Here is a 14,733-nt window from a genome sequence, read left to right as displayed (position 1 = left end):
TTGATAGCGCGCAATGGGGATACTCCCCGAGAGCGAGGCGAAGAACATGACACAAGTGAACGGGAACAGTGACGTGACGGCTGAGCGCGAAGGGCTCATCCACGACTGGAACGAGGAGTCGACGGGGTGGACGTCCGAGATCCAGCTGAACGACGAGACCCTCCGGGACGGCCTTCAGAGCCCCAGCGCCCTGGACCCTGACCTCGGGACCAAGATCGAGCTGGTCCACCTGATGGACCAGCTTGGCATCAACACGGCCAACATCGGGCTGCCGGGCGCCGGCGAGCGTGCCCGGGACCACATCCTGGGCCTGGCGACCGAGATGAGGGGCCTCAGCATCACGCCGAACGTCGCGTGCCGGACCATGATCGGCGACATCGAGCCGGCGGCCGAGATCCAGCAGAAGGTCGGCGCCCCGGTCGAGATCTGCGCCTTCATCGGATCGAGCCCCATCCGCTTCTACACGGAGAACTGGGAGGTCGAGAAGATGGTCCAGCTCTCCAGCGAGGCCGTCGCCTTCGCCGTCAAGGAGGAGATGCCGGTCATGTTCGTGACCGAGGACACGACGCGCGCCAACCCAGAGACGCTGCGGGCTCTCTATGGAGCCGCGATCGACGCGGGGGCGACCCGGCTCTGCATCTGCGATACGTGCGGGCACGCCTCGCCCACGGGCGTACGGAAGCTCATCCGCTTCGTCAAGGGCATCGCCGAGGAGAAAGGCGTCGACGTCGGCATCGACTGGCACGGCCACCGCGACCGTGGCCTCGGTCTCATCAACGCGCTCGTCGCGATAGAAGCGGGCGCCACGCGGATCCATGGCACGGCCCTCGGCATCGGCGAACGCGCTGGCAACACCGAGATGGACCTGCTCATCGTGAACCTCGCGCTGACGCACTGGATCGACCGCGATCTGACGGCGCTGGGCACCTACGTCCAGAAGGCCTCGGACGCGATCGGCATCCCCTTCCCCGACAACTACCCGGTGTTCGGGAGCGACGCGTTCGAAACGGCGACGGGGGTCCACGCGGCCGCTGTCGTCAAGGCCTTCAGGAAGGGTGACGCCTGGCTGGCGGACCGCGTCTACTCGGGCGTGCCCGCGGGCATGTTCGGCCTGGAGCAGAAGATCCTGGTCGGCCCGATGAGCGGGAAGTCGAACGTCTCCTGGGTGCTGGAGAAGAACGGAGTGGAGGCGACGGACGAGAGGATCCAGCGCGTTCTGGAAGTCGCGAAGCGCTCGAAGCACAACCTGTCGGATGCCGAGGTGGTCGCGGCCGCCGCCAGCTGAACGTCAGCGGACCTTTAGCCCGGCAGGCCGTAGCCCTCGCGTCGCTCGTAGTCGAGCCACGCGTTGGCCTCGTCGTTCCCTTCGAAGCGCCAGTTCACCGGATCCCAGTCGAGTTCCTGCCGATGGATGTAGGCGATGTTCATGAGGTGGCAGATCGCGGCGCTTCGGGCCCCGACCTCGGCGGAGCAGATCGGCACGCCGCGGTCGCGGATCCTGTCCAGCCAGTTCGCCGCGTGCCCCGTGTTGCGCGGAAGGCGATCCGCCTCGGACTCGGGCTCCCACTCCAGAATGTCCCCCGGGATGCTGGAGATCCGCCCGCGATCGACCGCGATCATCCCGTCCTCGCCGATGAACGTCGCGCCGTGCGGTCCACCGTGGATCAGCCGGACACCGTTCGCGTAGACGAGCGTCGCGCCGCGCTTGGACGAAGGATCCCGGGGCGGAACGACCTTCACCGGGCCCGAGTCGTCCATCTCTAGCGCCCACTGCGCGATATCGAAATGGTGGGCGCCCATGTCCGCGAGCCCTCCGCCCGCGTACTCGCGATACTTCCGCCAGAGCGGATAGTGACCGTGGAGGCCGCGGGGGCTCAGGATCTCGTTGTAGCCGCGCATCGGAGCCGGCCCTAGCCAGCGATCCCAGTCGAGCCCTGGCTCCATCTCCTCCGTCGGCAGGTCGCAGGGGACCGGCGCATCCCCCACCCCGACGTGCACGCTGAGCACGCGGCCGATCCGTCCGGCCCGCACGGCCTCCGCCGCCTTCACGAAACGGTGCTCGTACTCGCTGCGCTGCTGGCTTCCCGTCTGGAACACGATGCCGGCCTTCCGGACCGCATCGATGACGATCTGGGACTCGCGGAGCGTGAGCGTCAGGGGCTTTTCGCAGTACGCATCCTTTCCGGCCGCGCAAGCATCGAGAATCTGATGGGTGTGCCAGTGATCCGGCGTCGCGATGACCACCGCGTCGACGTCGTCGCGCGCGATCAGCGCACCGTGCTCGCTCTCCACCGCGCACGCATCGTCCCCGTAGCGCTCGTCCACGAGGGCCTTCCCAACGAGTCGCCGCGTCTCATCCACGTCGCAGACCGCGGTGACCCGGAAACCGTCGTTCGGAAGGAAGGATGACTTGAGCAGGTTGCGCCCGCGGATCCCGTACCCGATGACGCCAAGGCGCACCGGGTCGGAAGGGGCGCGCTGTCCGCGGACAGGCAACGAGTAGGAGAGCGGCGCGGCTGCCAGGGCCGCCCCTGCCGCCAGGAGCTGTCGTCGATCGAGCTTCGGGAGTCCGTGATTCATGGCGCCACGATACCCCATGGGATCGAAGCTGGCGCGCGGGGCGGCAAGGGGCCCCACTGCCAGCCGTCAGGGGACGACGCGGAACCGCAGACCGTCCGACAACCCGACCGGCGGGTTCGGGTAGAGCGCGGGATCTCGGAACCACCACTGACAGAAGATATCCTCGCCCGCGAGCATGCCGCTCGAGTTCAGGAACGCGCTGTCCATCGCCAGCTCCAGGCGCCCCGAGCAGTTTCCACCGCCGAGGCCATACGAGAACTGAACCGGCGTTCGCCGCAGGCCGTTGCCAACGCAGAGCGTGCCGCCGTTGAGCGGCAGGTTCAGCTCGGCTCGCCCCCAGATCAAGAGGCCGAACTGCTCGCTGACCACGTCCGTGCAGTAGACGACCAGGTCGCTGGAAGACAGCGAGGCCGTTCCGGTCGAACCGATCGACGGAACGCAGCCCGGGGACGCGACCTTCGCCGTGCAGTAGGTCGTGGGGCCGTCCGTCGGAAGGTAGGGAGCGTGGCCGTAATGACGCTGGAGGCCGTACATCTCGGCCCGGGCCTGGGCCTCGATCGAGGCGGGCATCATCAAGATCGCGGCGTCGCTCGGGCTCGTCAGGAAGCCGGCTTCGGTGAGCACCGCGGGCATCGTCGTCTCGCGCAGCACGTGGAAGTTGGCGGCTGCCGTGCCACGATCGTCGAGGCCGAGCGCCGCGACGATCTCCTGGTGGATCACGTCCCTCAGCGCCGCGCTCGTGGTCCCGTTCGCGAACGAGAACGTGATCGTCCCGTCCGCCGCAGGATCCGTGAAGCCGTTGTGGTGGATCGAAAGGAAGCGGTCCGCTGGCCACGCGTTCGCCATCGTGGAACGCTCCGTCAACGACACCGTGACGTCGGTCTCCCGCGTCATGCGAACGTCCCACTCGCCGCCGCCCGAGGTGTCGAGCGTGTCGAGTTCGAGCAGTTCGCGGAGGCGGAGAGCGACCGTCAGATTGATGTCCTTCTCGACGATCCCGTTGGCGGCAGCGCCGGGCGCGGCTCCGCCATGCCCAGGATCGATCATCACGCGCACCGGTGTCCCTCGCGGGCCGCCCGGTGGACCGGAAGCCACCACGGCCGTACCGACGCTCGACGTCGCGAACAAGGCGAGCCCGAGCACGGAAGCCAGGCCGAAGACGGAACGAAGAGGCGCACCTTGGAATGCCATGATCGTCCCAGCGTACGCAATCACGCGAGAACCGGGCGCTATCGAGGCAGCGAGAGGCTCAATTCGAAGCGGTCGCACTCGGTGCATACCGAAACCGAACCTCCGATCGCCTCGACGCACTGCTGGACGATCGAGAGCCCGAGGCCCGCATGGAGGCTGGCGTCCGTACGCACGGTATCGCCTCGCCAGAGCGGCTCGAACGCGCGCTCTGCGGTGTCATGCGCCAGTCCCTCGCAGCGGTTGACGAGGCGAAGACCGAGTTCATCTGGAGCCTCGTCGAACGCCACCGTGATGACGCTACCCGGGACCGCATACTGCACGGCGTTCGCGACGATATTGCTCAAGGCGCGCTCGGCCAGGGCGGCCACGCAGCTCACGACCGGGTCGGTGACGTTGCCCCATTGGACCGTGAGCCGCTGCTCCGCAAGTTCCCCCGCGCTCGCGGCGAATGCTCTCCGTAGGCACCCCTCGACGTCGACGGCTTCGGCGCCGCGTGATGGATGCCCGCCCTTGGCGAGCAGCAGCAGCGACTCCACCATGCCCTGCATCGAACAGGTGATCTGGAGGCACTCGTCGATGGTCGCGCGGTACTGATCGCTGGTCCGTTGCCGGCGGAGCGCCACCTCCATCGACGCTCGCAGACCCGCGAGCGGCGTGCGCAGCTCGTGGGCTGCGTTCGAAGTGAATCGGCCCTCGCGCGCGAAGGCGGCAGCGAGGTGCTCGCGGACGCCCTCGAAGGACTGCACGATCGGCGCGAGTTCCACCGGGATCGCGTCGATCTCGAGGGCCCGATCGAGCCGCGTTTCGTCCACGTCGCTGATCTTCTTCGAGATCGCACGCACTGGACGCAGGCCGCGCCGAACGGTCCAGGGAACGATCAGCGCGGAAAGGCCCACGGCGACCGCCCCTGCCGCGAGGAGCGTTCGAAGGAGACTCTCCAGGATGGCTCTTTCTTCGCGTATCGATCTGGCGACGTAGATCTGAAAGTGTTCGTCCGGCGCGAAACGCGGACCGCCGCCCGGGCCACCGGGACCTCCTCGTCCAGGTCCTGCGCCGGGGCGACCGCGGTCGCCTCCGCGCTGGGGCCGCTGCCCCATGCCGGGGCTGCGATCTTCGGACCGGGTTGGCGGCCGGTCAAGTGCCGGCGTGATCGCGAGCATGGCCATCCGATACGGCTGTCCGTCCGCATCTTGCCCGACCACGAAGCGGACCATCGGTTCCGCGGGAAACGAGGTGTCCGCCAGCGGAGCGATGAGCCCGTCGAAGGGAAATCCATCGGACCGGGCCAGCTCCTCGACGCCTGCGTCAGCTGCAGAACCCGGAGCGCCCTGAAAACCCTGGGAGCCCGGAGCACCCCGGGAGCCCTTGACGAGCCAGAGGAACTCGTCCATGCCGCTGAGCTCCCGGTCGCTGAAGAAGACGCGATCCGTGAGGTTCACCTGCCGCGCTTCCGCGCACATGCGGGTGGCGCCGAGGCGAAGCACGGACTCGAGCGAGGACTCTGCTTCGGAGACGATGCGCGCCCGTAGCGTCCGCGCCGCGAAGAGGCCGGCCATGCCGACGCTGAGCGCCACGGCGACGAGCACCATCATCGTCAACCAGCGCTGGATGCTCCCTTGCGCTTTCAAGCGAGTTCCTGACCCTTCGCTCCCGAATTTTGGGCCTCCGCATTCTGGGCCCCCAAACTCTGGGCTCCGGAGTCGCCGCCTTCGCGGAACTCGAGGATGTACCCCTCCCCTCGCCGGGTGTGAAGAAGACGCGGGGTCCCGTCGGCTTCCAGCTTCTTGCGCAGGTAGCCCACGTACACGTCCACGACATTGCTCGACGCGGTGCCGTCCGCGTCCCCGTACAGATCCGTATGCAGCTCGTCGCGACGGACCAGGTCACCTGCGCGGAACATCATGTACTCGAGAAGGGTGTACTCGCGCGCCGTGAGTTCGATGGGCTGGTCGTGGAGCGTGACGCGGTGATCGGAGGTCCGCACGCTGAGTGGCCCAACCTGGATCACGGGCGACTTCTTCGCGTAGTGGCGTCGCAGGAGCGCACGCGAGCGGGCGACCAGCTCCTCCATCGCAAACGGCTTCGTGAGGTAGTCGTCCGCCCCCAGATCCAGGGCCTGAACCCGCGACTCGATCGCGTCGCGCGCGGTCAGGATCAGCACGTGCGAGTCGATCCCCTTGTCCCTCATCGAGCGCAGGACCGTCAGCCCGTCCATGCCGGGGATCATGAGGTCCAGAACGACGAGGTCATACGGAGTCTCGCCCTGGATCCGGGTGAACGCGTCGGTTCCGTCCGCCGCCAGTTCCACGTTCCAACCCTCGTCCCGGAGGGCCGTCACGACGGCACCCCGGATCGGGCCATAGTCTTCGACGACGAGCACTCGCATGCGGAGGAGCTTATCGACTGAGGCGGCGGAGGCCCCAGAGATCACTCAGAGACCACTCAGAGTCCTCTCATGTGGAGGTCCGGAAGTTCGGAGAGAGCGTGTCGGGCTCGGATCCTCGAGACGTCAGCCAGGCCGCAGGGACGACGGCCACCCCGTCGCTACGGCGATAGGGCTCAGCACCGGTGGTGATGATCGCCGCGCCTGGCAGCTGATCGCCGATGGCGGAGAGTCTCAGAGGCCGATCCAGATCACGTAGCCGACCCAGGCAGCGAGCAGCACTGCGGCTCTCGGGCGGGCCGCTCGGCCGCGGAAGAGCGGTGGACCCAGCACGAGGAACAGCGCGAAGGCGAGATTGACCGGGAGATCGCGGCTGAGGGCTTCTCGCGCGGCGAGGGGCCACCCGTCCTGGACGTCGCCCGGCACGCCGAACGGCGCCACCATGCCCGCGATTCCTATCACGGCGAGGGTATTGAAGACGTTGCTGCCCACGATGTTGCCGAGGCCGATCTCGGTCTTGCCCTGGCGGGCGCTGACGATGCCAGCGGCGAGTTCGGGCAACGAGGTTCCGAGGGCCAGGATCACGAGACCCACGAAGCCTTCCTTCAGGCCGAGAACCTCGGCGATTCCGAACGCACCGGTGAGCACGAACTGGGCGCCGAACGCGATCGCGGCGGAGCCCGCCAGAACGCGGAGCCATGGGTGCGGCTTGTGCAGCTCGCTCGCGTCGATGACGGCGGGCGGCGACTGCTTACCGCGACCTCGCATGAAGATGAGTTCGAACGTGTAGGCGAGGAAGAGGACCGTGAGCGAGATCGCCTCGGTTCGTGAGAGAACATCGTCACGGAGCACATACCAGAGCACGCCGATGGAGGCGAGCAGCGGCAGGCTCTCGCGCAGCGCGAGACGGCCGACGAGCGCCCGCGGCAGGATCAGGCCGACGACGCCGAGGACCAGACCCGCGTTGGCCACGTTCGAACCGAGGACGTTGCCGAGCGCGGCGCCGGGCCGGCCCTCCTGGGCCGCCAGCGTGGAGACCACCACCTCGGGCAGCGAGGTCCCCCACGCCACGATGGTGAGTCCGACCACCCAGGGATCCATCCCGAGCTTCGTCGCGATCGTGCCCGCTCCCTCCACGAGGGCATCGGCACCCTTGGCGAGGAGGAAGAAACCGGCGAGGAGAGCTAGTGCGTCGAGGAGCATGGATGGCTGGGGAGGAGAAGAGACCAGCAGGTTAGCGACCGCCAGCAGCCTGCCCACCCGAGTTCCGGCCGATCCGAGCACGCCGCGACCTCGGCCACGCCCTGAAAGCGCATAATGCCGGGACCCATGCCACCCAAGAAGCGCCCCCTCATCGCCATCAACGGCCTCTACCACGCCGAAGACCCCATGCTGCGCCTCCGCCAGCGCTACGTGGACTACGTTCGCGCGGGTGGGGGGATACCGGTGGCGCTCGCGGCCAGGCTCGCCCCGAACGACCCCACCCCCGACGATCTCGCCGCCATGGACGAGGAACTCGACGAACTCCTGGGCCGCGTCGACGGCCTGCTGCTCACGGGGGGCGACGACTTCCACGCGGGCCCCCTCGGCCTGGGTCAGACCCATCCGGCCGCCGTGGTCACGCCCCTGGGCAAGCAGCACTACGACCTTGCGCTGACCCGTGCGGCCCTCCGGCGCGACCTCCCCACCCTCGGAATCTGCTTCGGGATGCAGTGCCTCGGCGTCTCCGGGGGTGCGACGATGTACCAGGATCTGCCCTCCGAGACGCCCGGGAGGGCCATTTCCCACGCCGACAGCGCGATTCACACCGTCCGGGCCCGAGAGGGAACGAAACTGGCGAACGCATCCGGTCTAGGGCCGTTCCCCGTGGTCTCCCGACATCATCAAGCGCTCCGAACGGTCCCGCCCCCTTGGATTGTCTCGGCGGTGGACGAGGAGAACCTCGTGGAAGCCATCGAGCACCCCGGCCACACCTTTGCGGTCGGCGTCCAGTGGCACCCGGAGCTCTCTCCGGCGCTCCTCCCGGACGAGCCGGGCGCCCTCGCGCTCGTTTGCGCCTTCATCGACGCGGCAAGCCAGGCGGCCTCCTGAACACACCATGAAGCACACTCGAATCTCCAAGGAAGAGGCGGCTCGCCTCGCGCAGCGCGATCGCAACCGGATCATCGGACTCGCCATCTTCGCGGCCCTGGTCGGTGGCCTGTACCTCTACTCGGCGAGCAACGCGAGCAAGAAGCGCGCGGAGGCGGATTCGGAGCTCGCGGGGGCGGCGCCGAGCCGCGAACTCGAGGCCCAGGACATCCAGCTCATCCCGTTCGATCGGACCGATGTCCTCGCCGAGATCAAGGATGCGACCGAGGCCGACCAGGAACTCCTGCAAACGGAGCCGCTCAAGGTCGTCTTCGACTACGCGCGGCTGCAGACGCCGGTCGCGCTCGAGGCGATGGGCCTGCGCGACCTCGACTCCGCTGGAATCGCCGCGCTCCTCGCGGACCCGGCCACGCATCGGCTCGAGCCCTACCGCGCCCGCGGCGTCATCCTCGAAGCCAACGAGCGCCCGCGCGCGAACGGAATCGGCAACGACTGGATGGGCTCGATGCGCATGCTCTCGGGCGAGGTGGTGTACTTCCTCGTCGCGAACGCGCCCGTCCAGCCCGGCGGCAAGCGCCTGATCGAACCGGGCGACTACCTCCGCGTGGAAGGCCTGTTCTACGGGCTCCACCGCACGACGCTCGACCCAGATGGTGCGCAGGGCGAGGACGTCGCGCAGGCGGTGACCGGCCCGCTGATCGTAGGCGCGAAGGCCGCCGCGTCGACGCCGAAGATGTCCGAGGAGATCGCCAGAGAAACGCCGAGCCTCGAAGCGGTGGTCGACGACACCATCGGCGACGTGCGCGACAAGTCCGAGTTCGCGCAGGCGAAGTGGGAACTCATGGGCAAGGCGCTCATGGTCGGCGACGACACGGACTGGGACGCCGCTCCTGAACTCGACAGCGAGATGCTGCGCGCGATCTACGACGACGGCGACGCCTACCGTGGAAAGCCCTTCCGCGTCCCGGTCAGCATCAACATGGACGCCAACGCCCTCGGCGCCGGTGACAACCCGCTGCGCATCGAGGACTACACGGACGGCTGGATCGGCAACATCCTCTGGAAGAAGCCCGCCCACGTCGTGCACTGGCAGGGTCCCTTCAAGCGCACCGACATGCTGCGCGGCGCCATGGACGACGCCAACCGCTACGTGATGGCGAAGGGCTACTTCTTCCGGAACGAGGTCTACACCACGTCCCAGGGCGAACCCGCGCGCACGCCGCTCTTCATCATGCACTCGGTCGAGGTGTTCACGCCCCAGGCGGACCCGTCGATCGCCTGGTTCGCCTACGGCGTGCTGGGCCTGACGATCGGCTTGATCGGGTTGATCTACTTCCTGCTGCGCTCCGACAAGCGGAAGTCCGCTGCGCTCTACGAGGACATGCTGCGTCGCAAGCGCGCGCGCCGCGAGGGAGAGAAGCGAGTCACCCCCGCTTGACCCAGGCAACACGAGTCCATGTGGCCGTGCCGAACGCCCCCTACGACGTCCACGTCGGCGAGGGCGTTCTGCAAGGAATCGCCGCAGCCACCGCCGGCGCGGACCGCGTGGCCGTGGTGTCGGACCGAGAGGTGTGCGCGCTGCACGGCGATCTACGCCGCCACGGCGTCGACGCGCCGATGCTGGAGTTCGACGGCGGCGAGAGCATCAAGACGCTCGGCGTGCTGGAGGAGGTGCTGGACTTCTGCGCGGCCTCTTCGCTCTCCCGCAGCTCCATCCTCGTGGCCTACGGCGGAGGAACGGTCGGTGACCTCACGGGGATGGCGGCCTCGCTCTTCAAGCGCGGCCTGAGGGTCATCCAGGTCCCGACGACGCTCCTCGCCCAGGTCGACGCGTCGGTGGGCGGCAAGACGGCGATCAACCTGGCGGCGGGCAAGAACCTGGCCGGCACGTTCCACCAGCCGCACGCCGTCTTCTGCGATACGGGGCTTCTCGGGACGCTGAGCGAGGCCGAGTATCAGAGCGGACTCGGCGAGGTGATCAAGACGGCGTTGATCGAAGGAGAGCCGGCGCTCGCGCAGCTGGAGTCGATCAGCCGGGACCTCGGGGCGAGAGCCGTGACGGCCCTCTCGGATACGGTCGCGCGCTGCGTGACGACGAAGGCTCGCGTGGTGGTGTCGGACCCGGAGGAGCGCGGCGCACGGCGCTCGCTGAACCTCGGGCACACCTTCGCCCATGCGATCGAGCACGCCGCGGGCTATGGCCGCGTGCCGCACGGGATTGCGGTGGCGGTCGGGCTGCAGCTGGCGGCGAGCGCTTCGGAGCGGGTGTACGCCAGCTCCACGGACCTCGGGGAGCGCATCGGGAGACTGCTGAGCGCCTTCGGCTTGCCCGCGGACCTGGAAGAGCTGCGAAGCCGCTACTCGCTCGGAGCGGCGCTCACCGCGAACGCGCTGATCGAAGGCCTCGGGCACGACAAGAAGGGGCGCGTCGGCGCTCCCGAGTTCGTGCTGATGCGCGGCCCGGGCGACATCGAGCTGGGAGTGATGATCGCCGAGGAGGAGCTCCGAGATCTACTCGCGTGATCGCCGACTCCGTCGCGCTCCAGTCCCTACACTCAGCACCATGGATATCGCCCAGGACGGCAACCTCTTCCCCCGCGAAGACATCCTCGAGGCCGTGGCGCAGTCGGACTGGCGCGACCAGCCCGTGCCCGCCGCCGCCTGGTGGATCACCTCGATCGGGCTGGCGGTTCTCGCCTTCGGCACCCCCGTCCTGGCGCCGCTCGCCATGGAGCCCACCACGTTCGCGGCCGCCCGCGATCGGCTCGCCGTGCATCCTCTGCATGCGCTGGCAGGCTGGATCGGCGGGCTCGGCATCGGGATCGAATCCGCGTGGTACCTCCTGTCCGCGCTCGGCTTCGGCCTCTCCCTGCCGGTGCTCGGTGTGGCGCTGCGCTGGCTCGGCATCGGACCGCGACTCGCGCTCGTCACCGCGCTGGTCTCGCTCTTCACGCCGATCGCCGTCCTGCATGGGCGACTGCCCTCCGACTTCACCGCGGGCGTCCTCGGAAGCTCGGTCGTCCTGGCGATGGCTTTCGCGCCGTCGGACCCGGGACGCGCAGGGAACCGCGGGTACGGGATTCGGCTCGCGCTCGCCTTCTTGATCGCCGTCCTGCTCCATCCGTTCAACCTCGCGCTGATCGTCCCGCTCCTGTTCGCGGCGCGTGCGCGCGGTGGCATCACCGCGATGCTCCCCGTGATCGGCGCTGGCTTCCTCGCGGCCATCACCGCGCCGGATCTCATGGCAGCCTCCGCGGGCCAGGTGCTTCGCCGCACCGACGCTCTTCTCGGCTTCGGCGGCCTGATCGTACCCACCGTTCTCGCGTGGAGAGGATCGCGCGAGGAGGAGCCTCCACCCACCTGGCTCGGCGTGTGGTGGGGCGTGGCGCTGGCCGTCTCCATCTTCTCCTCCGTGTCAGGCAAGGGACCCGCCTCGCCGATGCTCCTGCCCGCGTACGCAGCGCTCGTTGCAGGCGCCCTCGCCCGCTTCGCCCGGCCCGACAACGCGTTCAGGGTCGCAGGGGCCCTCGCCGTCCTCCACGCGGCCCTGATCGCCGCGCTTCCGTGGCTGCAAACGCCGACCGATTCGATGGGCCTCGCCGCAGCCCGACCCGCGCTCTTCGAGGAGGGTGACCACGTCCGCTTGACGCCGGCCCAAGACGCGACCACGGCCGCCTACCTGCTCCGTCGCCGCTTCGGCCTTCCCGTCGACCTCGTCGGTGAACCGATGACCCCGCCCTCGCGGCGCACGATCGGTCTCGCGCCGAATGCGCTGGGCCTTCCCTGGACCCTCGATCCCGAAACGGGCACCCTCACCGCGTATGAGTGAGATCGCGGACACGCCGCTTTCCGTCCAGGGTCGTCGCCGCAGGCTCCTCTTCCGCCTGCGCCGCGCCACGCGCTTGATCGAACAGCGCGAACGGATCCAGGACATCGGGCTCGGGCTGCTGGCGGCCGCGGTCGCGCTCGCGCTCCCCGCCGCTCATCCGTACTCCACCGGGAACGAAGCGCTCCTGCGTCTCTCCGGCGAAACGGTGCTGACCCAGGGCCTCATGTATCCGCTCGGGCGCGGAGCGATGGAAGTCGCGTCGGGACTCGCGCCCGCCGATGCGATCCGAACCCTAGCGGGCATCGCCTTCGGCTGCGCGATCACGCTCACGCTCGCGTTCCTTCGCAACCTCGGCTTCCGCCGATCCGCGACGGTCCCCGCGACCTTCGCCGCGTTCGCCACGCCGTTCGCGTGGATCGGCGGCACGTCGCCCGTGGACTACGCCCCGGGCATGTTCGGCGCTGCCCTGATCCTCTGGTCGCTCTTCCACCAGGAACAGACGACGCGCCGCGGCTATCACTGGCGAGCGATCCTCTACTTCGGCGCCGCGTACATGCTGCACATGGAAACGGCGCTCCTCGTTCCCGCGGTCGCCTGGGCGGTCGCTCGTCACCCGGCCTATCGCAAGGAAGGACAGATCACGTTCCTGGCCGTCGTGCTGGTGCTCTCGATGTCCATCGCGATCGGGCTCAGCGGAAGCGCAGAGTCGGCGCGCATGGAGCACCTCGCCCAGCGAGCCCTCGCGGGCGCGGACGACTACAGCTTCGGCGCCCTCTGGCGCTGGGCGGTCACGCTGGCGGTCGGACTGCCTTCGGTGTTGTTCGGCGTGTACCAGCTTCTGTTCGCGCGCCGAGAGGAGTCGACGCGGCGAGCGCCTGCGTGGATAGTGCCATGGTGCCTGGTGGCGCTGGCCCCCGTCATCGCCGGTTCGGCCGCGTTCGCGCCGATCGCGCCGTACCTCGTTCCCGCGGGCGCCCTTGGGATCGCGGACTGGCTCAACCGTCGCGGGACGGCGGCGCGCGAGATGCGCTTCGGCGCAGGGCTCCTCGCGATTCAGGTCGTCGCCACGCTGGTGATGATCCTCCGATAAGGAGACGCCGTTCGGAGCGCTGGATGGCCCGGATGGTTAGCCTGGACGCATGCGTTTGTCCTCCCATGCGGCCTCCCCTGCGGCGCTCATCGCCGCGCTCCTCGTGTCCGCCGTCTCGTCCCCCGCAACGGCCCAGGTCTACCACGATCCGGACGGCAAGCCCTGGATCCAGCGCACCGACATCGGCCCGGATGCGGAGGCCCCGGGCTGGTTCTACGACCTCGGCGTGACCGGGCTACGCGTGCGACTGGAGGAGGAACAGCCCACGCAGCTCGTGGTGGCCTTCTACGACCAGCCGAACCGCGACCACGCGGGGTATGGCGCGGATGCTCGCCTGGCAGCCATGGCCGTCGTCGCGTTCATCCTCTCGATCCCCGAGGCCCAGCTCGCCATCACGGGTCGCGAGCAGCGCTAAAGATGAATCTCCAGGTCGCGGAGGACGCCCGCTACTACGGCGCACTCGACGGGCTGCGCGCGCTCAGCGTGCTGGCCGTCGTGTGGAACCATGCGCGGCCCATGGGGCTCAGCGCGCCTTTGGCAAGCCGCGGATACCTCGGCGTCGACGTCTTCTTCGTGATCAGCGGGTTCCTCATCACGATGCTGCTGCTGCGGGAGGAGCAGCGCCACGGGAACGTCCGGCTCGGCAGCTTCTGGGCGCGCCGGGCGCTCCGGCTATGGCCTCTCTGGTACGGGATCTTGATCACGTTGTCGGCGCTGTTCCTCTTCGTCCTGCCGAACGCCGCGATGGCGAAGCCCTTCTGGCGCGACCTGCCCTGGAACGCGACGTACACCTCGAACTTCATCGTTCCAGGGACCTTCCTGGCGCTGTCGTGGTCCCTCGCTCTGGAAGAGCAGTTCTACCTCGTCTGGCCCCCCATCGTGGCCAGACTCCGCTCCGCCGCAGCGCCCGTACTGCTCTTCCTCGGCGGCCTGTCCGTCGCCCTGCACCTCGGGCTCTTCGACGGGCTCATCCTCGAATGGTTCGGTCGCGACGGCGCTCGCAACCTCGCGCTCCGGGCGACGCTTCTACCGTTCGTTCTGGGGTGCTCGCTGGCGCTCGCGCCGGGCGTCCTGGCGCGCCTGGCGCGACCCGCGCTCGCGCTTCCCTGGCTCCTCGTCCTGCTGGGATGCGCCGCCCTGCCAGACTCCGTTGCGCCGGGCCAGATACGCCTCGGCGCCCAGGTGGCCGCGGCTGGCCTCGTCGCCGCCTGCGTGGGACCCCGCGAGCCTCGCTGGCTCTCGGTGCGCCCCCTTCGCTGGATCGGCGAGCGCGCCTACGGCGTGTACCTGCTGCACCTCTTCTGCCTCCAGCTGGTGACAAGCTTCCGCCCCTGGAACCACGGCGAGCGCGACTTCACCGCCTTCGCGCTCGTGGCCCTTGTCTCGCTCGGCGCAGCGGGCCTCTCCTATCGATTCATCGAGCGTCCGTTCCTGCAGCTCAAGGATCGCTTCCGCCGGGGAACGACGGGGAGACGCTGAGGCGTTCGGCGAGGAACGCGCCCACACGATGCTCTCGATAAGAAAGCGGAATGGTCCGGGCTCGATCTCGACGCTTCAGTCATCGTTCTC

At 68.7% G+C, this 14,733-nt stretch carries 13 protein-coding genes; 8 read left to right on the top strand and 5 right to left on the bottom strand.

The genetic code is table 11. The features are described 5' to 3' along the window. Positions 1-46: 46 nt before the first annotated feature. Positions 47-1,285, top strand: a complete 1,239-nt coding sequence (locus tag Poly30_RS02220) for a LeuA family protein (RefSeq protein ID WP_419190863.1) — start codon at positions 47-49, stop codon at positions 1,283-1,285. A gap of 14 nt (positions 1,286-1,299) precedes the next feature. On the opposite strand, the gene Poly30_RS02215 is transcribed toward Poly30_RS02220, so the two are convergent. The 5 genes from Poly30_RS02215 to Poly30_RS02195 form a co-directional block, all read right to left on the bottom strand. Then, positions 1,300-2,580, bottom strand: a complete 1,281-nt coding sequence (locus Poly30_RS02215; protein WP_145194389.1) for a Gfo/Idh/MocA family protein — start codon at positions 2,578-2,580, stop codon at positions 1,300-1,302. A 66-nt stretch (positions 2,581-2,646) separates the two neighbouring features. Further along, positions 2,647-3,771 (bottom strand): N-acetylmuramoyl-L-alanine amidase family protein, encoded by a 1,125-nt coding sequence (locus Poly30_RS02210; RefSeq protein ID WP_419190862.1) that lies wholly within the window; start codon positions 3,769-3,771, stop codon positions 2,647-2,649. Between the two features lie 38 nt (positions 3,772-3,809). Beyond that, positions 3,810-5,399: an ATP-binding protein gene (locus tag Poly30_RS02205; protein WP_145194387.1), complete on the bottom strand. Its 1,590-nt coding sequence runs from the start codon at positions 5,397-5,399 to the stop codon at positions 3,810-3,812. After that, positions 5,396-6,157, bottom strand: a complete 762-nt coding sequence (locus tag Poly30_RS02200; RefSeq protein ID WP_145194386.1) for a response regulator transcription factor — start codon at positions 6,155-6,157, stop codon at positions 5,396-5,398. The genes Poly30_RS02205 and Poly30_RS02200 overlap by 4 nt, the downstream gene beginning before the upstream one ends. Positions 6,158-6,388: 231 nt before the next feature. After that, positions 6,389-7,357: a sodium:calcium antiporter gene (locus Poly30_RS02195; protein WP_145194385.1), complete on the bottom strand. Its 969-nt coding sequence runs from the start codon at positions 7,355-7,357 to the stop codon at positions 6,389-6,391. Positions 7,358-7,483: 126 nt separating this feature from the next. On the opposite strand from Poly30_RS02195, the gene Poly30_RS02190 reads away from it, so the two are divergent. From Poly30_RS02190 to Poly30_RS02165, 7 genes are read left to right on the top strand one after another with little or no spacing between them, the layout of a single operon-like run. Continuing rightward, positions 7,484-8,245, top strand: a complete 762-nt coding sequence (locus tag Poly30_RS02190; RefSeq protein ID WP_419190861.1) for a gamma-glutamyl-gamma-aminobutyrate hydrolase family protein — start codon at positions 7,484-7,486, stop codon at positions 8,243-8,245. 7 nt (positions 8,246-8,252) lie between these two features. Further along, a complete protein-coding gene (locus tag Poly30_RS28055) occupies positions 8,253-9,683 on the top strand; it encodes a hypothetical protein (protein WP_419190860.1) in 1,431 nt (476 codons plus the stop codon). 26 nt (positions 9,684-9,709) lie between these two features. Further along, entirely contained in the window at positions 9,710-10,768 is a 1,059-nt protein-coding gene (gene aroB, locus Poly30_RS02185; protein ID WP_419190859.1) for a 3-dehydroquinate synthase, read from the top strand. A gap of 40 nt (positions 10,769-10,808) precedes the next feature. Beyond that, the gene (locus tag Poly30_RS02180) at positions 10,809-12,074 is read left to right on the top strand and encodes a hypothetical protein (protein ID WP_145194382.1); all 1,266 of its coding nucleotides are present in this window, start codon (positions 10,809-10,811) and stop codon (positions 12,072-12,074) included. Beyond that, positions 12,067-13,164 carry a hypothetical protein gene (locus tag Poly30_RS02175; protein WP_145194381.1) on the top strand — a complete coding sequence of 366 codons (1,098 nt, stop codon included), beginning with the start codon at positions 12,067-12,069 and terminating at the stop codon, positions 13,162-13,164. Before Poly30_RS02180 ends, Poly30_RS02175 begins: the two co-directional genes overlap by 8 nt. 49 nt (positions 13,165-13,213) lie before the next feature. After that, complete coding sequence (locus Poly30_RS02170) at positions 13,214-13,579, top strand: hypothetical protein (protein WP_145194380.1); 366 nt, start codon at positions 13,214-13,216, stop codon at positions 13,577-13,579. A 2-nt stretch (positions 13,580-13,581) separates the two neighbouring features. Continuing rightward, a complete protein-coding gene (locus tag Poly30_RS02165; RefSeq protein ID WP_145194379.1) occupies positions 13,582-14,643 on the top strand; it encodes an acyltransferase family protein in 1,062 nt (353 codons plus the stop codon). Positions 14,644-14,733: the final 90 nt, after the last annotated feature.

The sequence above is a fragment of the Saltatorellus ferox genome (assembly GCA_007751475.1).
Lineage (GTDB): Bacteria > Planctomycetota > UBA1135 > UBA1135.
The sequence above is the reverse complement of the archived record's forward strand: the minus strand, read 5'-3'. Positions and strand labels throughout refer to the sequence as shown.